General features: G+C 47.3%; 15 protein-coding genes. 14 read left to right on the top strand and 1 reads right to left on the bottom strand.

Translation table 11 applies throughout. The annotated features are described in order from the left end of the window. Window position 1 precedes the first annotated feature (1 nt). The 5 genes from WC715_04980 (at window position 2) to WC715_04960 (ending at window position 7080) form a co-directional block, all read left to right on the top strand. Window positions 2-2515 carry a DUF3160 domain-containing protein gene (locus tag WC715_04980; GenBank protein ID MFA6171770.1) on the top strand — a complete coding sequence of 838 codons (2514 nt, stop codon included), beginning with the start codon at window positions 2-4 and terminating at the stop codon, window positions 2513-2515. A 30-nt stretch (window positions 2516-2545) separates the two neighbouring features. Further along, window positions 2546-4507, top strand: a complete 1962-nt coding sequence (amrB, locus tag WC715_04975; protein MFA6171769.1) for an AmmeMemoRadiSam system protein B — start codon at window positions 2546-2548, stop codon at window positions 4505-4507. Between the two features lie 12 nt (window positions 4508-4519). Then, entirely contained in the window at window positions 4520-5659 is a 1140-nt protein-coding gene (locus WC715_04970; protein ID MFA6171768.1) for an aromatic amino acid transport family protein, read from the top strand. A 16-nt stretch (window positions 5660-5675) separates the two neighbouring features. Beyond that, window positions 5676-6203: a metallophosphoesterase family protein gene (locus WC715_04965; GenBank protein MFA6171767.1), complete on the top strand. Its 528-nt coding sequence runs from the start codon at window positions 5676-5678 to the stop codon at window positions 6201-6203. 382 nt (window positions 6204-6585) lie between these two features. Then, complete coding sequence (locus tag WC715_04960; GenBank protein MFA6171766.1) at window positions 6586-7080, top strand: hypothetical protein; 495 nt, start codon at window positions 6586-6588, stop codon at window positions 7078-7080. A gap of 91 nt (window positions 7081-7171) precedes the next feature. On the opposite strand, the gene uvrA is transcribed toward WC715_04960, so the two are convergent. After that, entirely contained in the window at window positions 7172-10033 is a 2862-nt protein-coding gene (gene uvrA, locus WC715_04955) for an excinuclease ABC subunit UvrA (GenBank protein MFA6171765.1), read from the bottom strand. Window positions 10034-10160: 127 nt separating this feature from the next. On the opposite strand from uvrA, the gene WC715_04950 reads away from it, so the two are divergent. The 9 genes from WC715_04950 to WC715_04910 form a co-directional block, all read left to right on the top strand. Next, entirely contained in the window at window positions 10161-11276 is a 1116-nt protein-coding gene (locus tag WC715_04950; protein MFA6171764.1) for a DNA recombination protein RmuC, read from the top strand. Window positions 11277-11373: 97 nt separating this feature from the next. Then, on the top strand, window positions 11374-12351 hold the full coding sequence (locus tag WC715_04945; GenBank protein ID MFA6171763.1) for a hypothetical protein: 978 nt from the start codon (window positions 11374-11376) through the stop codon (window positions 12349-12351). Window positions 12352-12380: 29 nt separating this feature from the next. Next, the gene (locus WC715_04940; GenBank protein MFA6171762.1) at window positions 12381-13790 is read left to right on the top strand and encodes an O-antigen ligase family protein; all 1410 of its coding nucleotides are present in this window, start codon (window positions 12381-12383) and stop codon (window positions 13788-13790) included. Window positions 13791-14134: 344 nt separating this feature from the next. Then, on the top strand, window positions 14135-15484 hold the full coding sequence (locus WC715_04935) for a hypothetical protein (GenBank protein MFA6171761.1): 1350 nt from the start codon (window positions 14135-14137) through the stop codon (window positions 15482-15484). A 211-nt stretch (window positions 15485-15695) separates the two neighbouring features. Then, the gene (locus WC715_04930; GenBank protein ID MFA6171760.1) at window positions 15696-16343 is read left to right on the top strand and encodes a hypothetical protein; all 648 of its coding nucleotides are present in this window, start codon (window positions 15696-15698) and stop codon (window positions 16341-16343) included. Between the two features lie 10 nt (window positions 16344-16353). Next, window positions 16354-17310, top strand: a complete 957-nt coding sequence (locus WC715_04925) for a hypothetical protein (GenBank protein ID MFA6171759.1) — start codon at window positions 16354-16356, stop codon at window positions 17308-17310. A gap of 97 nt (window positions 17311-17407) precedes the next feature. Next, complete coding sequence (locus tag WC715_04920; GenBank protein ID MFA6171758.1) at window positions 17408-18181, top strand: hypothetical protein; 774 nt, start codon at window positions 17408-17410, stop codon at window positions 18179-18181. A gap of 3 nt (window positions 18182-18184) precedes the next feature. Continuing rightward, window positions 18185-19927 carry a hypothetical protein gene (locus tag WC715_04915; protein ID MFA6171757.1) on the top strand — a complete coding sequence of 581 codons (1743 nt, stop codon included), beginning with the start codon at window positions 18185-18187 and terminating at the stop codon, window positions 19925-19927. A 45-nt stretch (window positions 19928-19972) separates the two neighbouring features. After that, window positions 19973-22112 (top strand): hypothetical protein (locus tag WC715_04910; GenBank protein MFA6171756.1); only part of this gene is annotated, 2140 nt, incomplete at its 3' end.

The following is a 22112-nucleotide window of genomic DNA, read 5'->3' as shown; positions in this document are numbered from 1 at the left end:
TATGATCAAAAGACCAGCTAAAGAAAAGCCGCGGGCCAAGCCGGCGGTTAAAGAAATTTTTAACCCAGCTCCGAGTCCGGCACCAAAAAATTCAGGGCATAAATGGCAGATTCTTATAGTTGCCGCGGCTATTTTAATAGTTGCCGCCGGTTTCGGGCTGGCGAAAAGCCGGATGAAAAAAGGGCCGGCCGCAATAACCGGGGAAAAAGCCGGCGAGAAGCTTTTTTCTTTTGATCTGGGAAAGCCGGTTTTTGCCGAATACGAAGAAATTAAGGGGCTGGTAACGCCGAAAGTGCCGGAAGAAAAGGCCAGCCTGAAAGAATTGGAGAATTACAAGAGCTTTAAAGAAAACGCTAAAATAAATTTTACCCAGGAACAGCTCTCGGCCCTGGAAGTGAATAATTTTTTCCTGGCGAAAAACGATATCGTCGGCGAAGAGCCGGCGCAAGATGATTTTACCGATACTTACAATTATATCCAGGGGCCGTCAAGCATGTACGAAAGACAGCCGGAAAATTCGGTTTTTGTTTCCAGCGACCTGGCCTTGCACGTTTACCACGTCTTAATCGACCGGAGTTTTCAAAAAATTGAGGAAGAAAAATTCCAGCCGGCCATCAGGGCCATAACCCGAAACCTTTTTTTGGATTCACTGAATGGCTATGCTAACGCCGATGACGCCCGGCTGAAGGAATCCTATAAAAGATTGACCGCTTATTATCTGGCGCCTTTAGTAGTTTTAGATCAGGGCAGTAAGTCGGCCAATGCCGATATTAACCCCAAAGATTTCCCGACTTTTGCCAAATACCTTGAAGCTGTAAGCGAAAAAGAAATCGCGAACAGCGAGGGGAACTTCCAATTTACACTGGCCAGCAAAGCCTATGACGGCGTAGAAATACCGGAGGAGATATATAATATTGCCCAGAAGGAATTGGCTTTAATAAACGAAGCCAAAGGCCTTGCTGATTCGCCGCTATTCACCCCGTACCGGCCTGAATTTACCAATGATTATTCCCAATTCAAACCCCGCTCGCACTATACGAAAAACGATGTCTTAAAGAGTTATTTTATTGCCATGATGTGGTACGGCCGGATGGGCTTTCCGATAAAGAGCGCCGATATGACCCGCGACGCTTTGATAATAACCGGCCAAGTTAATAATCTGAAAGTCGGCGATGAAAAAATAGCTAAGCTCTGGAGCGATATAAGCGCGGCCATTTCCTTTTTTGTCGGCGAAGCGGACGATTTAACCCCTTATCAATATACGCAAACGATAAAAGGAGTTTATGGCGCGGAGATGACGGTTGAACAATTAAAGGATGACGGACTGTTAGCTAAATTCCAGGAAAAGGCGAAAAAAGACCTGCCGGCGCCGAAGATCCTGTCTGAAGCGATTATGATGAGCGCGTCCGATGAAAAAACTAAAGAAGAGCTTTTAAAAGACACTATGCAGTTCCGGTTCATGGGCCAAAGATTTACGCCGGACGCTTATATTATTAACCGCCTGACCCAGGGAGACGAGGCGCCGGATCCGGAAACCGGCCAGAAATTGCCGTCGACGCCGACGGCTTTGATGGTCGTCAATCTTTTAGCTTCGGAAAATAAGCTGGTCCAAACCTATTTGGATGAATGGGTAAAAGATCCGAAAAGAATCGAGCGTGAAAAAGGCCGGGAGTCGGATAAGATTATCGCCAAAGCGAGCGGCCTCTTAAAAGATGAGTTTTTCAAGTTCGACAATGAGACCTGGAACCAAAATATTTATTGGGGCTGGTTAAACTGCTTAAAACCCCTTTTAGAGGCTTACGGCGCCGGCTATCCGGCTTTTATGGCCGGCGAACCCTGGATGAAAAAAAATTTAGGGGCGGTTTTAGGATCGTTTACCGAATTAAAGCACGACACCTTGCTGTATGCCAAGCAGTCATACGCCGAGATGGGCGCCGGCGGACCGGAAGAATTGCCGCCGGTGGTAAAAGGCTATGTAGAGCCGGATTTGGTTTTTTGGAACCGGATTTTGGCCTTATCGAAAATGACCCGCGGCGGATTAAAAAAACTGAATCTTATGCCGGCGGAATTCTCCGAACGCTATGATTCATATATCGAAGGGGCGGAGTTCTTGCGCGGCATTGTTGCCAAAGAACTGGCTAATGGGAAAATCAGCGACGATGATTTTGAAAAATTAAGAACCGTAAATTCGAACTATTTCGAGAGTGTTACCGCGCCGCTTCCGGGACAGGAACTTACCTTAAGGGAAAAACGGGCGGGAATCATTGCCGATATCCATACCAATGCGCCCTTGGGAGAAATATTGTATGAAGCCACCGGCAAGCCCTACATCATGTATGTTGCCGTGAAAGACGCCAATGGCGCCCGGCTGACCCGGGGAACGGCCTTTTCGCATTATGAATTTACCGACAAGCTGGAAAGCCGGTTGTCGGACGAAGAGTGGCAGGCCAAGGTTTATGGCGGCAAGGAAAAATTGCCGGCCGCGGACAAATGGACCAAGGATTTAGTAGATTAAGCCGCATGAAGCTTCATTAATCACATAAACATGGAAGCGTCCGAAATTGACAAGAAGAAATATTTAATAATAGGCCTCTTTATTGCAGGCCTATTTATTTTAGTTTTAGGCGCGGGAGCGGCTGGCTTTATCGCGGATGTGGCGGGCGCAAGGTCAAAACTACTGGCCGGCATTTCCCAAAAAAAGAATCAAGTTTGGCACGAATCAAAGCCTGGCGATAAAAAATTTTATGATCAGGCATTTAGCTTTTCCCGGCTGGACCGAAAGAAAGATTTTTTAGAAAAAGAAATTGCCGGCGGGGTTATTCCGCACCATCTTTTAGCCGCGGATTTAATCGCGGATTTTTATTCGGCTTTCTCGGGCGATGAATACGAGACAATCGTGCTTTTGGGCCCCAATCATTTCGGGGCGGGCGAAGGAAGGATAATAACCTCGGAAGCCAGCTGGAAGACGCCTTATGGAGACTTAGAAGCGGACCAGGGAATTATAGAAGAATTGGCTTTGAAGAAGATCGCCGTGCCGGACGAAGGGATTTTTGACAAGGAGCACGCAATTTACGGAGAAACGGCTTTTATAAAAAAAGTTTTCCCCAAGGCTAAATTTCTCCCCTTGGTTTTAAGGCCGGGATTGAAAAAGGAGGAAGCCGAAAGCCTGGCCCGGGCGCTTTATGAAATTTCCAAAAAGAAAAAAATTCTTATTATCGCGAGCGTAGATTTTACCCATAACGCCGACAGTGAAACGGCAATGAAAAACGACCGGGAAAGCATCGGGGCTTTGGAAAATCTCGACTGTGAAAAAATCTATAGCCTGAAACTGGATTCGCCCGGGTCGATTTATACTCTCGCGAGATACGCGGAATTAAAAGGCGCAATAAATTTTAATTTGTTCAATAATTCTAATTCGGCTTTATTGTCGGGCAAGCCGGAAATAAAAAACGCGACCAGCTACGTAACCGGAGTGTTTGCGGCGGGCGGGAAAGGGGAGAGCGGGGCGAGCGATGCGGACGGAAGAGAAAATGAACGCGGGGATGAAGGCAGTATGAAAGGCGTTAAAGAAAGTTTAAGGCTTCTATTTTTCGGCGATTTGATGCTTGACCGGCACGTGGGTGAAAAAATTAAATCCAAAGGCGCCGATTATCCTTTTGCAAAACTCATAAAACCGGACGAAGGCGGAGAAAATATTTTTAGCGGAAAAGACCTGGTGTCCGCCAACTTGGAAGGAGCCGTAACCGATTTGGGCGCGCATTATCCGCCCGCCAATAGTTATGATTTCGCCTTTTCTCCGGATCTCATCAAGAGCTTGAAAAAATACAATTTCAATTTTTTCAATTTAGCCAACAATCATTTTTCCGATCAAGGGGAGCGTGGTATAATGGAAACGAGAGAAAATTTGAAAGCTCTCGGGTTTGATTTTTCCGGCTGTAAAGACGCCCAAATTGGCGATTGCTCAAGCGTAATCGTGGAAAAGGGCGGGAAAAAGATCGGCCTGGCGGGCTTTAGCATGGTTTATAAAAATTTCAGCCTGGAAAAAGCCCGGGAGGCCGTGGAAAAATTGAAAAAAGAAACTGATCTGGTAATTGTTAACATCCATTGGGGAGCAGAATACCAGCATAATAATAATTCCAGCCAAAAAAATACCGGCCAGGCGCTAATCGATTCCGGCGCCGATATAATAATCGGACACCATCCGCACGTAATGCAGGGAATGGAAATTTATAAAGGAAAGCCGATTTTTTACTCGCTCGGCAATTTCGTCTTTGACCAGTACTTTTCCGAAGACACCCAGGAAGAGTTAGCGCTTTCAATCGGCTGGGCGCCGGATAAACTGCAAATTGAATTTTTGCCTATGAGCTCTAAATTGAGCCAGCCGGAACTGATGGAAAGCGGGAAAAAGAAAAAGTTATTGGAGAAGTTTGTCGGCTGGTCAGTCCAGGACGGCCTGGATAAAGAAAATATTATTAAAGAGGGGCAGTTGATAATAAGCGGAAGATGAAAAAGTGAAGTTATGACAAAACGTTATTGGTTTGCCCTGGCGGCATTAATCGGTTATATCATCGGCGTCGGCATGTTCGGACTGCCGTTTTTATTTATGCGCGCCGGCCTCTGGCCCTGCCTTATTTTAATCGCCGTTATCGGGACGGTGCAATATTACATCCATTTGATATATGCCTCGGTAATCGCCGATACGCCGGGCTATCACCGCACGCCGGGCTACGCGAAAATTTACCTCGGTGAAAAGGGAAAACATTTCGCCTTCTTTGCTTCGATGATTGGGAATTACGGCGCCGTTTTAGCTTATATAATTGTCGGCGGAATTTTTGCCCATGAACTCTTTAACCCAATTTTCGGCGGGAGCCTCCTTTTTTATACTACCGCGCTGTATGTTTTTATGGCCGGCGTGGTTTTGTTCGGGATTAAAGCTATTGCCCGCTTTGAATTGATATTTACCCTGGCCTTACTCGTTATTATAGTTATAATTACGAAAATCGGAGCCGGTTATGTTGATTTTACTAATTACAACCCGATCGACTGGAAATACGCGCTTCTCCCTTACGGCGCCATCCTTTTTGCCTTTGACGGCGGCGGGGCGATTCCGATTGTAGCGGAAATAGTAAAAAAAGATAAAAAACAATTGAAGTCGGCCGTGGCCTGGGGCACTTTCATTTCCATAGCGATGATTACCTTTTTCGCCTTGGTGGTGGCCGGAATAACAGGGAAGGCGACAACGCCTGACGGGCTGGTCGGGCTCTGGAATATCTTAGACGGCAAGATAATCCAAATCTCTCTGGTCTTCGGGCTTTTAGTAATTGCCACTTCTTTTTTCGGCGTCGCCCAGTGCATTAAGGAAATTTTTACCTGGGATTACAAAGTCCGCCCGGGCCTCGCGTTTATTTTTGCCGTAGTTTTACCGTATCTCTTATTTTTGGCCGGGCTGAATAATTTTATTAACGTCATCAGTTTTGCCGGAGCAATCTCCGGCGGGCTTACCGGTATTTCATTGATTTTAATTTTCCGCAAGATGGAGAAAAAAGAAAAAAGGACTTCGTTCTTCAAACATAAGCCCGGGTTGATTTTTTTGAGCCTGGTATTTATTTTGTTCGCGGCCGGAATTTTATATGAGGTTTTAATGTTTGGCCGGACATAAACTGGCATCAATGTATATGAAAATAGTGATTATTTCCGATATCCATGATAATCTGGTTAATCTGGACAAATGCTTAGAGTGGTGCGGAAAAAATAAAATTAGCAAGCTTCTTTGCCTGGGCGACGTTACGAACGCGGAAACACTAGGAAGGCTGGCGGAAAGTTTTAACGGCCCGATTTATCTTGTAAGAGGCAATATGGAAATTTACGAAGAAAGCGAAGCGAAAAAATATAATAATATCAATTATCTCGGGAGGTATGGATTAGCGCAATTCGAGGAAATCAAAGCCGGACTCTGCCATGAACCTAAATTTGTTAAAGAAGTTATGGCCCTTGATCCGATGCTTTATTACGTATTTTACGGCCACACGCATAAGCCCTGGCTGGAAAAGGATAAAGGCGTGACGATTATAAATCCCGGCACTTTGGGCGGAGTGTTCCAGAAAGCCACTTTTGCCGTTTGGAATCTGCCGGAGCCTGGGCAGGCGGGCGAAGAAGATGAGAAGATTGAGTTAATTTTACTCGAGAGCTTAAAAGAAAATTAAAATAATACCCTTGGTTTTTTTAGAATAAGCCTCCCTGAAAAGAGAGGTTATTTTTTTACTTTCTAGAGTAATTTCGCGAGGAATATAAATAGCTAATATTAAAATAAATACTGCTTAATGCGCTCTTAATTTCTTACAATTATCCTAAAAGAATGAGAAAGACTCATTTTCACAGTGTCCCGGGGGATTCATTCTCAAATTTCTAACCTTTGGCCAAAAGAAAGGGGCTGGTATGGCCAGGGAACGCTCTTTTAAATTTTTTGGAAGCGGGTAGGTCCTTTCCGAAAAAAAACACAAAACCGCCAAGGTGGCCAGGAGGGAAATGGCCGTGTTTTTTTATTGGCTGGTGCAATGCCAGCTTTGATCCGGAGGGAGAGGAAACGTGGAAATCATAGGAATCGGCAAGGGGTTAAGCATCGCCTCGGCGCTTTCCTACGCGGGAATGGGCATAGTTATGTGCTATTTGACCCGCAAAGGAATTCCGGTGGGCGATACGCTGGGCATGATGGGAACCTTTTGGGCTCTGAAATTTTTTTTCGGCAAATTCGTGAATCCGGTATTTGATTATGATTTTGCCGGCTGTATCGTACCTTTTCTCCTGGCCGCAGCTTTCTGCTACGTCGGAAATGCGGCGCAGTACGAGGCCGTTTCGCTCGGCACTGACCCAAGGACGGTGAGCGCCATCGTCGGCGCCGGGAGTCTGGTAGCATTTTTTGTACTCCAGACTGTCATCGGCAACGCTGAAGTGAGTGCCACCAAAGTGTACTGGGCGGCGGCCATCACTCTTTGCGTTATCGGCTACAGCTTGGATGTGAAGCCGTCCAGCCTCCTGGAGACGGCCAAGGGCGCGATTCGCGCCTTCGCGGCCGCCGGGTAATTGTGTTATAAAAGGGCAGGGTCTTGCTATTCGAGATCCCGCCCTTGTTTCTTTTAGCCGTAAAATCTTAATCTAAAGGAAAAATAAGTTTTCATTTTATAATCTTGGCCAGATACTGGCCGGTATAGGATTTCTTAACCTTGGCCACCTGGCTTGGAGTTCCGGTGGCGATAATTTGTCCGCCTTTGTCGCCGCCTTCGGGGCCAAGGTCGATAATCCAGTCAACGGACTTAATAACATCCAAATTATGCTCAATAATCAAAACCGTATTGCCCTTGTCCACTAATTTTTGCAGGACGGAAAGAAGCCTTTTTATGTCATCAAAATGCAAGCCGGTGGTCGGCTCGTCCAGGATGTAAAGAGTACTCCCGGTGTCGCGCCGGGACAGTTCGCTAGCCAGCTTGATTCTTTGGGCTTCGCCGCCGGACAGAGTAGTGGCGGATTGGCCGAGCTTAATATAGCCTAAGCCGACTTCGTTCAAGGTTTCCAGTTTTTGCCGGACAATCGGAATATTTTTAAAAAAAGAAGAGGCCTCTTCAACCGTCATGTTGAGAATTTCAGAAATATTTTTTTCTTTGTAATGGACTTCCAAAGCCTCCTTATTATAGCGGGTGCCGTGGCAGACTTCGCATTCAATATAGATGTCAGGAAGAAATTGCATTTCGATTTTAACCAAACCGTCGCCCGAGCAGGCCTCGCACCGTCCGCCGACGACGTTAAAAGAAAACCTGCCGGCTTTATAACCCCGGAGCTTGGCTTCCGGCAGGGCGGCAAAGAGTTCGCGTATCGGCGTAAAAGCGCCGGTATAGGTGGCCGCGTTGGAGCGGGGAGTCCGGCCGATAGGCGATTGGTCAATATTAATGACTTTGTTAATCTGGCTGGTGCCTTCAATCCGGTCGTGCTTGCCGGGCTGTTCTTTGGCCCGGTAAAATTTTTGGGCCAGGGCGCGCGACAATATGTCGTCCATTAAGGTAGATTTTCCCGAGCCGGAAACTCCGGTAATGGCGGTAAATTTTCCCAAAGGAATTTCGACGTCGAGATTTTTTAAGTTATTTTCCGACGCGCCGAATATTTTTATCGATTGGCCGTTTCCCGGCCGGTAATTTTTCGGCGCGGAAATAGATTTCTTTCCCGAAAGATAATGGCCGGTTATGGATTTTGGAGATTTAATAATTTGCTTCAAGGTGCCGGCGGCGACGATTTCCCCGCCGTGTTCTCCAGCGCCCGGTCCGACATCAACGACATAATCGGCCGCTTCGATAGTTTGCTCGTCATGCTCGACAACAATTACAGTATTGCCTAAATCGCGCAGGTTCATAAGCGTGCTTATTAACTTGGTATTATCCCTTTGGTGCAGTCCGATTGACGGCTCGTCTAGAATATACAAAACCCCCATCAGCTGGGAGCCGATTTGGGTAGCGAGGCGTATCCTTTGGGCCTCGCCGCCGGACAAGGTATTGGCCGCCCGGCTCAAAGTAAGATAAGAAAGGCCGACGTTTAAGAGGAACTGCAGGCGGGATTTTATTTCCTTGACAACCTGATTGGAAATTTTTCTCTTTTTGGCGGTTAATTTATCCCCGGCTTCGAGCTGTACAAAAAATTTGAACACCTCGTCTATCGATAAAGAAGCAACTTCGTGGATCGATTGGCTGTCGATTTTTACGGCCAAAGCTTCGGGTTTTAAGCGCCGGCCTTCGCAGGCGGGGCAGGGAAGGACGCGCATATAGCCTTCAATTTCTTTTCTTATATAATCGGATTCGGTTTGCTTGTAGCGGCGCTCCAGGTTTGGGATGACGCCTTCGAATTCCGTCGTAAGCTGGCCGGAAAAGCGGTCTGACTGATATTCGACATTATAGTTTTTTTCGCCGGTGCCGTACAAAACGATATGGAGCTGTTTGGGAGAAAGGTTTTTTATCGGCGTATTCAAGTCAAAGCCGTTTTTTAGAGCCACAGTGCCTAATATGCGCAAAAGCCAGGATTGGGAGCCGGCGGTGCCATGCGACCAGGGGCGGATGGCGCCCTGGGCAATAGTTAAATTTTGGTTTAGGACAAGGCTAGGATCCACTTCCAGCTTAGTCCCGATACCCCCGCATTCCGGGCAGGCGCCGTGCGGGTTATTAAACGAAAAGAGCCGGGGTTCAATCTCCGGAAGGCTTAAACCGCAATCCGGGCAGGCGAAAAGCCGGGAATAAGTCTTGTCAGCCAAACCATTGCCCGGAGCTTGTTTTACCTTATAGATAGTTATCAGTCCATTGGCTAGATCCAGGGCTTTTTCTACCGCTTCAGCCAGGCGCGCCCGGTCTTCCTTTCCTGCGCCGACCGCCAGCCGGTCGATTACTATTTCTACCGTATGGCGCTTATTTTTATCCACGCTTAAATCTTCGGCCTCTTCCAGGCTGATTACGCCTTTGTCATACCTAATCCGGGTGAATCCGGCTTTTTTAATGTTAATGAGAATGCCTTTATGTTCGCCCTTTTTGTCTTTAATTAGCGGGGCCAGGACATAAACATCTTCGCCCGAATAGTTTTTTAAAATATTTTCTACGATTTCATCAACCGTATAGGTCTTTATTTTATTTCCGCATTTGGGGCAATGGGGGTCGCCGATCCGGGCGTAAAGCAAGCGGAGATAATCGTAAATTTCCGTTACTGTTCCGACGGTGGAACGCGGATTGGAGGAGGCGGATTTTTGGTCAATGGAAATAGCCGGCGAAAGCCCTTCAATCAGATCAACGTCCGGTTTGTCCATGAGTCCAATAAACTGCCGGGCGTAAGCCGAAAGCGATTCAACATACCGGCGCTGGCCCTCGGCGTAAATTGTATCAAAAGCCAAAGAGGATTTGCCGGAGCCGGAAAGGCCGGTTATGACCACTAGCTTATCGCGGGGAATTTCCAGCGAGACGTTTTTTAAATTATGGACGCGCGCGCCTTTTATAGTGATGGAGTTTTTCATGTAAATTTTGCTGATAGTAAACTAAAACTAATAGAAGTAATTATAACCTAAAAAAACGCCCCTGGCAAGGGTTGTGCGGAGCGGGAAAGTTGTGATATTATACCTTTGTTATTATTACTTATTTTCTATGGAGGGGATTATAATTTTATTACTGGCATTATTGTGCTTCGGCATCATCGGAGTAATTTTTCTTTTAATGAGAAAGAAAGACAGGGCGGGCGGTTTGATGGACGAGAAGATGATTGCCATGATGGAGCGCCTCAACATGCTAAACGACCAGAACAAGGATATGCGCCGGGCTTTGGACGACAAGCTCGCCGAAACCCACCGCGTTACCCAGTCCCAATTCCGCTCCACCCAGGACCAGCTCGGCCAAACCATGCGCACCGCCCAGGCAATGGCCAATCATTCAGCCAAGCTGATTTCCGATGTAACGGAAAAGCTTACCAAGCTTGATGAGACCAATAAGCAGGTAATTAATTTTTCCGCCCAATTGCAAAGCCTCCAGGACATACTAAAGAATCCGAAACAGCGGGGAGTGCTAGGCGAGTATTTTCTGGAAGAAACATTGAAAAACGTCCTTCCGCCCAACTCCTACGAAATGCAATATAAATTCAAAGACGGGTCGATTGTTGACGCGGTAGTTTTTGTCGGCGATAAGATTATTCCGGTTGATTCGAAATTTTCTTTGGAAAATTACGAGCGAATATTAAACTGCAGTGATCCGGCAGAAAAGGAAAAGCTCGAAAAATTATTCAAGCAGGATTTAAAAGACCGGATTGACGAAACCTCCAAGTACGTAAAGCCGGGAGAGAAAACGCTCGACTTCGCTTTCATGTTCATACCGTCTGAAGCCATATTTTACGACCTTTTGGTCAATAAAGTCGGGGCGATCAAGATTAATACCCGGGATTTGATCGAATACGCGTTTTGCGATAAGAAGGTAATAATAGTATCGCCGACCTCGTTTCTGGCTTATTTGCAGACTGTATTGCAGGGGCTCCGGGCTTTGCAGATTGAAGAGTCGGCCAAGACGATAAGGCACAACGTTGAGAAGCTATCCCGCCATATCCTGTCTTATGAGGAGTTTATGAAAAAGCTCGGCGCCAGCATGAAGGTAACTGTTAGCCACTATAACAGCGCCTACCGCGAGTTCGGTAAAATCGATAAAGACGTGGCTAAAATAATCGAAGGCAAGCCCCGGGCCCAGGTGGTGCAGATTGAAAAACCCAAGGACGAATGAAGCGCGAAACAAGACGCGTTCGGGCGGGGATTAATTTTAGCCGGGGGTATTGACTTAGCCGGAAATTACGCATAAGCTTATGCCGTAAATAAGACCCATGGACCTAATCGAAAAAGCCATCCAGGAAGAGTTAAAAGGAGCAATCTTAAAAACGATTGCTTTTTTTGACATATTCGACCACCCTTTGACTTTAATGGAGATAAAAAAATATCTCTATTGGCCCGAGCGGGCAGGCAGCGAATTTTTGACTTATAGCAGTATATCGGCTATTTTACATTGTACAAAAATTTTGAACAGCAGGAAAATCGTGGATTTTAAGGACGGCTTTTATTATCTATCCGGCCGGGAGGCGATAGTTGAGGAAAGGCTTAGGCGGTTTAGCCATAGCGGCGATAAAATAAAAAAAGCGAAAAAAGTAATAAAGATTTTCAAGCTGGTTCCCTGGATAAGGATGGCCGGGGTGGGGAATATTATCGGATCCCACAATCTTAAACTGGAAGGCGACATAGATTTTTTTGTAATCGTCCGGCCGGGAAAGATTTGGACTACCCGGCTTTTATTAAACCTCGTTACCATGGCCTTGAATCTCCGGCCGAAAAAAGAGGACGTAAAAGATAAAATTTGCTTAAGCTTTTTCGCCGCTGAAAATTGCCTGGACTTAAATAAATATTTTATCGAAAACGATATGTATTTTTATTACTGGATGGCCGGACTGGTTCCGCTCTACGAAAGGGGCGGCGCGTATTTAAAATTAATAAAATCAAACGGCTGGATAAAAAAAACTATTCCCAATTGGCAGCCGATTGAGCTCCACGAAGAAAGGAGAGTCGAACTTGGTTTAGCCGGGATGGTTATCGGAAAATTGATCGGGGGCATGCTGTTTTGGGCAGAGCCCTTCTCAAGGGGAATACAAAGAAAAATGTTTCCTTTAGGAATTAGGGAGAAGCTCAATATGGGGAGTGAAGTGGTGGCTAACGACAGCCTTATTAAGCTCCACGTTAACGACCGGCGGAGGATTTATCAGATGGAATGGAAAAGGACGGTTGAAAGGCTGAATAATGGCTATAGAATTTGATAATAGGATGATAATACAATACTAAATATATGGCTAACAATAAAAAAAATATTGTTTTTTTTCTTGAAAAAGGGTTAAATTTTTCTTTTTATTTTTTTCTTCTTATTTTGCCTCTCCAGACGCGCTATATTATCAAATCGGGAGTGCTCGGCACGGGTTATTCCGAATACGGCACTGTGTCTTTGTATGCCTCTGATATAGTCCTGGCAGTAGTAATTTTATTCGCCATATTCCTTGCGGTTGTTGGTTTTTTGAAACGCAATGATACTCAAAAAAATGAACGTCCGGCAGTTATAAACAAGCTTCTTTTATTCCTGATTGCCGGCCTTCTTTTATTCGCGTCTTTGTCGGTTATTCCTGCCCAAGATAAGGGGCTGGCATTATTTAAATTAGCCTGGCTGTTTGGAGGCTTGGCCTTATTTTGGGTTACGGCATTTTTCCCTTACAATAAGCTGAAGTTTTTGGCTGCCTTTTTAACCGGGTTAGCCTTTGAAGCCGGGTTAGGAATGTGGCAATTTGTCACCCAGTCCAGCTTCCAGAGCAAATGGCTGGGAATGGCTCTGCACAACGCTTCAGAACTCGGTACGTCGGTAATTGAAGTTTATATTCCCGGGGAACTGCCAGAGCGCTGGCTAAGAGCCTATGGCGGACTGGACCACCCCAATATCTTAGGCGGAGCGCTGGCTATCGCGGGGCTTTTGGCCGTCTATTGGATGGCCAATCATCCTAACGCAGAAAAGAAAGCTGGCATGTACTTAAAAAACATATTTCTCGCCCTATACCTCGTAATAATTTCCGGGCTGTTTTTTAGCTTTTCCCGCGCCGCCTGGCTGGGTTTTGGCATTGGCCTGGCCGGATTTCTGTTAATAGCCGTGTTGTCAAAGAATCTTGTCCGCCAAAGGGAATTGCTTAAAATTTTACTTGTCTCGGGCGTGCTGGTTTTTTGCTTCTACCGGCTATATCCGGATTTGGTGGCAACCAGGGCCGCAGGAAATACCCGCCTGGAGGCTATGTCTAGCGATGAGCGGATGGCTTCAGATCAGGAGGCTCTGGGCATTATCCGCCATAATCCAGTATTGGGAGTCGGGATAGGCAATTACGTGAATTATAGCTTTAAAACGGCCGAAAAAAGCGCGGCAAAGGGTAAAGACCTAGCCATAAGCGCCGAATGGCAGCCGGCCCATAATGCATTTTTACTTTTAGGGGCGGAAATCGGCCTCATCGGCCTGGTTGTCGCTCTTGCGATCGGGATATATCTACTTTACCTGGCGCGGGGAAAATCCAAACCAATTCTGGCAATTCTTGCCTGCTTTTTAATATTAACGCTATTTGACCATTGGCTATGGAGCCTGCATTTTGGGATGTTTTTTACCTGGGTTATCCTGGGCTTCGCGGTTAAACTTTCAGCCGCTGAAAGTTTACCTGAAACAAAGGCATAAATATTTAGGTTTGGCTCTTGATTTTGGTGAGATGGTGTTCATAAGCTGGGCATAACTGTGCATAACTTTCAATATACGGCCTTAATACAAATCCTGGTTATTGTTTTTTGGCCGCTCTGGAGAAAATCTTCTTAATAAAATGTTAATAAAATCCCTTATGTTTAAAGGGATTTTGTTTGTTTTGGAAAGATTTAAACAAGCCTGGGAGCGAATAAAAAATAAATCATAAAATATATTCTAGAGCTTATAAAAATATGGTATAATACCGATATGAAATGGTAATAGAATGGTTTGATTATGGTTATGTCTTGGTTTTAATTTTAGCTCCAGCAAAATAAGAGATTATGAACGCCGGCCAATTGTCCGAAAATCGAAAACTTTTACCCCTAAGAAGCTTCGCTAAAGACGGGCCTTATACGCTCGCCTATTTGTCGAACCTGGTTCAGCGAAAGAAGCTCAAAGCCAAGAAGATTGGCCGGAATTATTTTTCTTCGCGCCAGTGGTTTTCCGAGTACCTGGAAAAGCACGGAAGAATGGATCCTTCCGAGAAAGCGGAAGTCGAACCGATTAACCGCGAGCTTCTGCCTTTGCGCCAGTTTGCCAAAGAGGGCCCCTATAACCTGGCTTATTTATCCAACCTGGTTCAAAGGAAAAAACTGAAGGCTAAAAAGATCGGTAGAAATTATTTTTCCACCCGCGAATGGTTTGGCGAATATTTAAAAAACCACTCCCAGGACCGGGTATTAAAATCAACTGCCATAGCTCTTTTTCCTCAAGCCGGAATCGGCGGGGAATTGGCCCCTGGTTTTAATGTCCCGTCCGCTATCGCCAGCGCTCCGGGAAACCAGCCCGGAGTTTCCGGAATTCGCGGCTCGGGACAAGCTTCGGCCGGAGCGATTGATCTAGATGATTTGTCGGACAAGATCGCCTCAAAAATTTTAACCGGCGGCGCGGAGGCGCAGGCGGCGGTAAAGTCTAAAGCCAGGAAAAAAAGAAAATCGGTTTTACTGAAAATTTTACCTAAGAGCCTTGCCGGCCGCTTAAGCCTTGCGTCCGTTCTGGCGGTTTACGCGGCTTACATCCTGGCCACTTCGGCGCCGGTTTTGTCCGGCCATCTGGCAAAAGCCATGGCCCCGGCTTACCTTTACCCCTATATAAAAATTTCTAAAATTATTAAATACGGAGTCTTCGGCCAGCCGGAAAATCCGCCAGTTGGAATAGAAGCCCGCCAAGCGGTAGCCGGCGAAAAAATATTCGCCGAAAAAAAATCATTCTGGAATCCGGAAATTTTTATTGCCAAAGAAAATGAAATCGAAGAAGAAGCCTGCCAGGCCGGAGATTATTTCAGGAGCGAATATCGGCGCCTGGCCGGCTGGGCGTTTAACGGCGGAAAGAATATTTATCTTTCTTTTCTCGAACTAATCAATCCGGTTGAGTTCAAAGAAAGTCTGGCGCCGGAAAAATTATCAGAAAAAAAAGAGGAGTCTGGCGCCGTAGTGGTTCCCTATAAAAGCAAAGAGCAGGCGGACGAGATAAAGCAAAAAGTAGACACCATGTTTTCCGATCCGGTCGAAGTATCGCCCGACCCTTCCGGGCGGTCAGGCATTATCAAGCCGGTTTTTGGCGGTGAGCCGGGAAGGGACAGCTATTTGTACATGATGGTTCCGGTGGCTGAAGATGAGCCCAAGAAGTGATTAGGCAAAAGGGCGGAAAGGCAAAGACGGCAGATGCCGGACGCACGCATGAAGGAAGGATGCAAAGAAGAAACTGGACGCGCGGAGGAAAATTGAAAAGATAAAAAATAAATAATTTATATATTAAATTTTAGAAAAAAGGTCGAGAAAAATTAACTAACCTGTTTTGCCGGAATACGATCGATTTCGGCAAGATAAATGCAAAACGCATATGAGAATATTTTTACTAACATTTTTTGGGTTAACCGCCCTGGCGCTCGCTTCCTACTTGAGCCTTGAGCCAAGCATAACCAGCGCCGCTTCCTCCATCGGAACAACGACGGTTACCCTGGTAGTCGAGTCGGAAATCGCCGTAACGCCGGACGCGACGATTACTATGGCCCCGAACGTTACCTTGTCCCAGGATTCTTCCGTCGGCAGCGGAACTTTTAACGTGAACACTTCGGACGCTAACGGCTACACGCTTTCCTTCAAGGCTTCAACTACTCCCGCTATGCGGAACGGCGTTGACAGCTTTGCCGACTACGGCGAAGGAGTTGAAGGGACGCCGGAAAGCTGGAGCGTGGGCGCGGCCGCTTATGAATTCGGCTTTACCGCTTACGGCGATGACGTTAATACCGGAACTTGGGGCGCGGCCGGAGCCTGCGGAACCGCCGGAGCCGATACGCTTTCCAGCACCATGAAATGGATGGGGTTTAACGGAACCACTCCGGTGGCCGGAGTCGCTACAAAAAGCACCCCGACCGCGCCGACCGGATCAAATACCGAAATTTGCGTCGCGGCCGAGCAGGGCGACAGCGTTTCCGCCCCTTCAGGAACCTATAATGCCACGATTGTCGGCACTGCCTCCACACAGTAATAAAAAAATTATGATTAAAAAATTAATTGTCGGCGCAATCTTTGGAGCAGTGTTCTTGTCCGGTCCGGTCGCGGGAGTACAGGCTATGGAAATCACCCAGCTGGCAAACATGCCGGTTGAAGGCGACTTTGTTTTAGGGCCGGGAAAAGTTGAATTGTTTTTAGACCCCGGCGAAACGGCTATACGGACGCTAAACGTTACCAACCGAAGCGGAAAAGCTTTAAAAGTCATCGTTGAGAAGGAAGACTTTACCGGCGACGCGCAAAATTCGACCCGCCTTTTGGGAGATGAGGCCGGACCCTATAGCCTTAAAGATCTTTTGGTTCCGGAAAAAGAAGAATTCGTTTTAGCCCACGGGGAAAAGGCATCCCTTCCGGTTACAATCAGCGTCCCTTCGGACATGGAGCCGGGCGGCCGCTACGGCGCTATGATCTTCCGGGTTGAGCCGGAAAATCTGGGTGCCGATGAAACAAAGAACGAAGCCCAGGGAAGCGTTTCTCTAGTTTCCCGCCTGGCTACTTTGTTTTTTGTCCGCATTAAAGGCCCGGTAAAAGAAGAAGGCGCCCTGAAATCTTTTACGGCCGGGAAAAGCATCTACCAGAAATCGCCGGTTAACTTTTCCGTAGTTTACGAAAATAAAGGCAGTGTCCATCTAAACCCTTACGCTCAAATCGAGATAAAAAACATTTTGGGAAAAAAGGTCGACGCCATCGAAATCCAGCCTTGGTTCGTTATGCCCGGCTTTACCCGCGAAAAAGTTATTTCCTGGGATAAGGGCTTGGCCTTTGGAAGATATACCGCCGTCTTAAGCTTAAACCGCGGATACGGAAATTTAGTGGACGAACAAAAGACTAGCTTCTGGGTCATTCCGGTTAAGGTTATAGCCGCCGGCCTTTTAGCCATCGCGTTTTTGGCCTTTGTTATCTGGTGGTTTGCCAGCCGGTTTGAGCTTAAAAGAAAAAAATAGGCAAGAGGGAAGAAGGGTAAAAAAATGCCAGAAAAATCATTAGAAGCGAGGAGGAAAAAAAGTTTAAAGAGAAAATTAGAAATGGAAGTGATTATCTATGAAATTAAAAAAAGGAGTTAAGCGCACCAGCTTATTAATCGCGGTATTGGCAATCACCCCAATACTTTTTGCGTTTAAGGCCAATGCTTTTGTCATGTCCAGCTCCAACTACCGCCTGGAAAAAGACTCAATAAATTCCGGCGGATTGGACCAAAGCTCGTCCGATAATTACGGCCTTATGGATACGGTCGGGGAAGCCGGCACCGGAGAATCGCAAAGCGCCCAATTTAATATCAAAGCCGGGTATAGGCAGATGGATGAGACTTATTTGTCTCTCACGGTTTCCACCGACATCTCTTTGAGCCCGTCTTTAGGCGGTTTAACCGGCGGAACAGCGGCCGGCAGCGGAACCTGGAAAGTAAAAACCGACTCGGCTTCCGGCTACACGCTTACCGTTAAGACTAATCTCAATCCGGCGATGAACTCGGCCACCGCCTCAATTGCCAACTATACGCCGGCGGCAGATAACAAGCCTGATTATGCCTGGAGCGTTGTTGGCCTTTCAAATGAATTCGGCTATTCGCCCTACAATGCTTTGAGCCAGGCGGCCAAGTTTAAAAACGATACCTCGGCCTGCAGTGCCGGCCAAACCATAACCGACGGCGCTTGCTGGTATAACCTGTCGCTTACTCCCGAGACTATCGCCTATAAGACCAGCATGACCGATATAGCCGGGGAAGATACCAAAATTAATTTCAAGGCCGAGATAAAAACTCTCCAGCCGTCCGGAACTTATAGCGCCAAAGTAGTTGTTACCGCGGCAACAAATTAAAGTATGCAAAGAAGAACCGCCAAAATCGCAATTATAATTTTACTGGCCGTTTTATTGGCCGGACCGGCCGAGGTGGCTTTGTCGGCCCAGTCGCAGGGCGAGTCGAGCGTATTTTTGACGGTAGAAGAACATGAAGAGACGGAAGAACCAGAACCGACGCCAACTCCCCAGCCGATAATCCTCCCGGAATTTTTTGGCGATATAGAATTAAGCGCGCCTTATGTCCGGACCGGAACCGATGAAGCGGTGATAAATTGGAGCGCCAACAAGCCGGTAAGATGCGCCTTAAAATGGGGAGACGACCAGGAATTAAAAAACGGCGTAATCGAAAATCCGGAACTAAAAAATGCCCATCGCGCCCTTTTGTCCGGCTTAAATCCCGGAGCCGATTACTATTACCAAATCGAATGCAAGGACAGCTTTAACCGGAAAAAAAGCACCCAAATTTACGGCTTTACGACTTTGGGATTAAAAGACGAAAAAGCGCCGGCCAACCCAAGCGATTTTACCGCTATTTATGAAAGCGGTGCTATAAGGCTTAATTGGAAAAATCCCGAGGATCCGGATTTCCGCGCCGTAAAAATTACGCGCTCGGATGAATTCTATCCCCAGGCGATTAACGAAGGCGCGGATGTCTATAACGACTCGGGTGAAAGCGCGATTGATAGAAATGTCATCCCGGGCAAAAGATATTATTATACGATTTTTGCCTACGACAATAACTTTAATTATTCGTCCGGCGCCATTGCCTCGGCTAGAGTACCAAAGCCCGGCGAACCAATAGTCCGCCCCGGCGAAGAAGGTGAAGCCGGAGAAGAGGGCGAAGTACCGGGAAAAGAAGGTGAGATCGTCCCTATGCCGCCCGCGCCGCCCGCGCCGCCCGAAGAGCGCTTCGGTATCGCGCTAAGCGATTTTATTTTTTCCGTAGCTAACGAAACGATTGAAGTCAATTTGGAAGAATCTAATACTTTACTGCCCGGAACGCTTTTAGACGTCAAAACCCCCAGCGAGCGCTACCCGAAAGTTTTGAAAAGCATAATTATGGCGTTCATCCCCAAGGCGGGTATAGCGTCATCGACAATAGCCGAAAGAAAAAAAGAAGCCCGAAGCTACCTTCTAAAAATCAATAACGAAAATAAATACTACCAGGCAAATTTTCCCCTGCCCCTGAAAGTTAAAGATTATGACATTCGCTTGTACTTTTTAAACTATAACAATTCCCGCCTGGCCGAAACCGGAGGAGAATTCAAAATCGAAAATTTTGGCCAAGTAATTTCTTCCGGGAAAGATGCCCAGGACGCGATTTCTTTTCTGCCCGGTTCTTTCCGAGGCGCCTGGCCCCAAATTTTCAGTACCGCGCTGGCCCAATCGCAAAACGGAGAAGCCGACCCGGTCTATACGGCGGAAATTTCCCTTTACCAGTATGAAAACGGAGAATTTAAAAAATGGCGGGGAGAAAAATATTCCCAATTCAACCCGCTTTATTCCAATAAAAAAGGCCAGTACGGGTTTTTAGCCCCGGACGGAACCTATATGATCAAGGCCCGAAAAGACAACTACTACGCCTACCAGAGCCTGCCGTTCGAAGTAAAAAATAATATTGTCAATAAAGATATTAATTTAATATATTATCCGAAATCCAACCCGAAAAAATACCTGCTAATTGTCATTGCCATAATAATCTTCTTCTTAGCCGCTGACCGGGTAAGAAGAAAAAATAAGAAAAGGCGATTGCCGGCCGCTTGAAAAAGCCGGAAAAAATCCAAGCATTTTTTCAGCAATTATAACCCCATGCGTAATTGTAAGAAAAACAAAAAGCTATATCTATGCATAGCCTGCCTCCTGGCTTTGGGTTTTTTATTGGCTGGAAATCAAATCGCCCGCGCCGCTTTCAATAAAAAAATAAATTATCAAGGCAAGTTAACGAACGGCTCCAATCAGGCTGTTGCCGACGGAAGCTATAACATGCAATTCCGGCTCTGCACTGCCTCGGATTGTTCAGATCCTTCTGATCCGGTCTGGGTCGAAAACCATTGCTTCTCGCCGGACGGAGCGGTTTGCGACGGAGTTGGAGTTGACCAAAGAGTGAGCATCTCTTCCGGATTGTTTAGCGTCCTTCTGGGGAGCGTTACCAGCCTAACTTCGGTTGATTTTAATCAAGCCCTTTATCTTGGCGTTAACATCGGCGGTTCAGACACCACTCCGACCTGGGACGGCGAAATGACTCCGCGGAAAGAATTGGGCGCGGTGTTGGCCGCCTTTGAAGCTGATAAATTAGACGGCCTTGAGTCGGCTTCGTTTTTGAGGTCGGACGACGCCGACACTATGTCCACATCTTCCGTGTCTACAGTATTAACCGTGCGCCAGGACGGAGCCGGAAATATTTTAGATATTAAAGATGGGGCCAATACGGTTTTTTCGATATTAGACGGCGGGAATGTTGTCTTTGGTTCGGATGCCATGACTTTTGTAAATTCAACCGGCAATTTAGGCATCGGAACAACATCTCCCTTTATGAAACTTTCGGTCGCCGGGAATGCCAATTTTGATGATTACATCCGCGCCTCCTATTTTACCGCCACTTCCACCGCCGCCACTTCCACTTTCCCCTGGCTCTCGGCCACTCGCTCCAACGTCGGTACAGTAATAGAGGGAATCTGGAACGGAACCGCCCTAACTGACGCTTATGTTGCCGACAACTTAACCATTGCCGCCGGCACTATCTCCGGCGCCTTGAATACTATGTCGCTAGGAAGCGATGCCACTGGCGATGTCTACTACCGAAATTCAAGCGGCTACTTAACCCGGTTAGCCCTGGGCACCGGCGGATATATTCTGGGTTCAGCTAACGGAGCCCCGGCCTGGGTGGCGACCTCGACCATGCCGGTCGGAGGGGACGTGACCGGCACGCTCTCCAATATTCAGATCGGCACTGACGCGGTCGGCCCCACAGAACTGGCCGCCACGGCCGTCTCGGCTAACAGCTACGGATCGGCTACCCAAGTCGCTACTTTCACGGTAGATGCCGACGGCCGGCTGACTGCCGCCGGCAACACTACCATTACCGGCGTCTCCCCGGTCGGATCGGCCTTGACGAGCGCCAATATATGGGTGGGGAATTCTTCCAACCTGGCGGCGGCAGTAGCCGTAACCGGCGACATATCCATTTCCAATACCGGAGTGACGGCCATTGGCGCGAACAAAGTGACCGGCGCCATGATTGCCCTGGGCTCGGACGCCACCGGCGACATCATGTATTACAATGGCACAGATTACGTAAGAAGAGCGCTCGGCACGGCAGGATATATCCTCGCCTCATCCAACGGAGCCCCGAACTGGGTGGCGACCTCGACCATGCCAGTAGCCGGAGACGTGACCGGCACATTGTCCAACATCGCGGTAACGGACGATTCGCATTCCCACACCGATTCAACGGTTGCTAACAACCTAACCATTGCCGCCGGCACCATTTCCGGCGCCTCGAATGTGATGAGCCTGGGCTCGGACGCCACCGGCGACCTCTACTACAGAAACTCTTCTACATATTTAACCCGCCTCGCCATCGGCGCCGGCGGCTATATTCTTGGTTCATCCAATGGAATACCTACCTGGGTAGCGACTTCCACCATGCCGGTCGGAGGAGACGTGACCGGCACCCTGTCCAACATCGCCGTTACTGACGATTCGCATTCCCACACCGATTCAACGGTTGCTAACGCCCTAACCATTACCGGAGGCACCATTGACTCTACTACTTCCATCGACAAAGACCCGGTCATCACGCTAGGTACCGATCTCTCCGGAAATGTCACTCTGTCCAATTTAGCGAGCGGCACCCTGAATGCCACCATTGCCGACAATTCAGTAGACGGCACTGACATTGCCCTGGGATCAGACGCCACCGGCGACATTATGTATTATGATGGTACCA

Source organism: Patescibacteria group bacterium, assembly GCA_041661505.1.
GTDB lineage: Bacteria > Patescibacteriota > Patescibacteriia > Patescibacteriales > JBAZCA01 > JBAZCA01.
This window is presented reverse-complemented; position numbering and strand designations above follow the sequence as displayed.

Bases quoted from the DNA above. Each gene is read 5' to 3' on its own strand.
- WC715_04980 (MFA6171770.1), top strand. From the start codon at position 2: ATGATCAAAAGACCAGCTAAAGAAAAGCCGCGGGCCAAGCCGGCGGTT.
- amrB (MFA6171769.1), top strand. From the start codon at position 2,546: ATGGAAGCGTCCGAAATTGACAAGAAGAAATATTTAATAATAGGCCTC.
- WC715_04970 (MFA6171768.1), top strand. From the start codon at position 4,520: ATGACAAAACGTTATTGGTTTGCCCTGGCGGCATTAATCGGTTATATC.
- WC715_04965 (MFA6171767.1), top strand. From the start codon at position 5,676: ATGAAAATAGTGATTATTTCCGATATCCATGATAATCTGGTTAATCTG.
- uvrA (MFA6171765.1), bottom strand. From the start codon at position 10,033: ATGAAAAACTCCATCACTATAAAAGGCGCGCGCGTCCATAATTTAAAA.
- WC715_04950 (MFA6171764.1), top strand. From the start codon at position 10,161: ATGGAGGGGATTATAATTTTATTACTGGCATTATTGTGCTTCGGCATC.
- WC715_04945 (MFA6171763.1), top strand. From the start codon at position 11,374: ATGGACCTAATCGAAAAAGCCATCCAGGAAGAGTTAAAAGGAGCAATC.
- WC715_04940 (MFA6171762.1), top strand. From the start codon at position 12,381: ATGGCTAACAATAAAAAAAATATTGTTTTTTTTCTTGAAAAAGGGTTA.
- WC715_04935 (MFA6171761.1), top strand. From the start codon at position 14,135: ATGAACGCCGGCCAATTGTCCGAAAATCGAAAACTTTTACCCCTAAGA.
- WC715_04930 (MFA6171760.1), top strand. From the start codon at position 15,696: ATGAGAATATTTTTACTAACATTTTTTGGGTTAACCGCCCTGGCGCTC.
- WC715_04925 (MFA6171759.1), top strand. From the start codon at position 16,354: ATGATTAAAAAATTAATTGTCGGCGCAATCTTTGGAGCAGTGTTCTTG.
- WC715_04920 (MFA6171758.1), top strand. From the start codon at position 17,408: ATGAAATTAAAAAAAGGAGTTAAGCGCACCAGCTTATTAATCGCGGTA.
- WC715_04915 (MFA6171757.1), top strand. From the start codon at position 18,185: ATGCAAAGAAGAACCGCCAAAATCGCAATTATAATTTTACTGGCCGTT.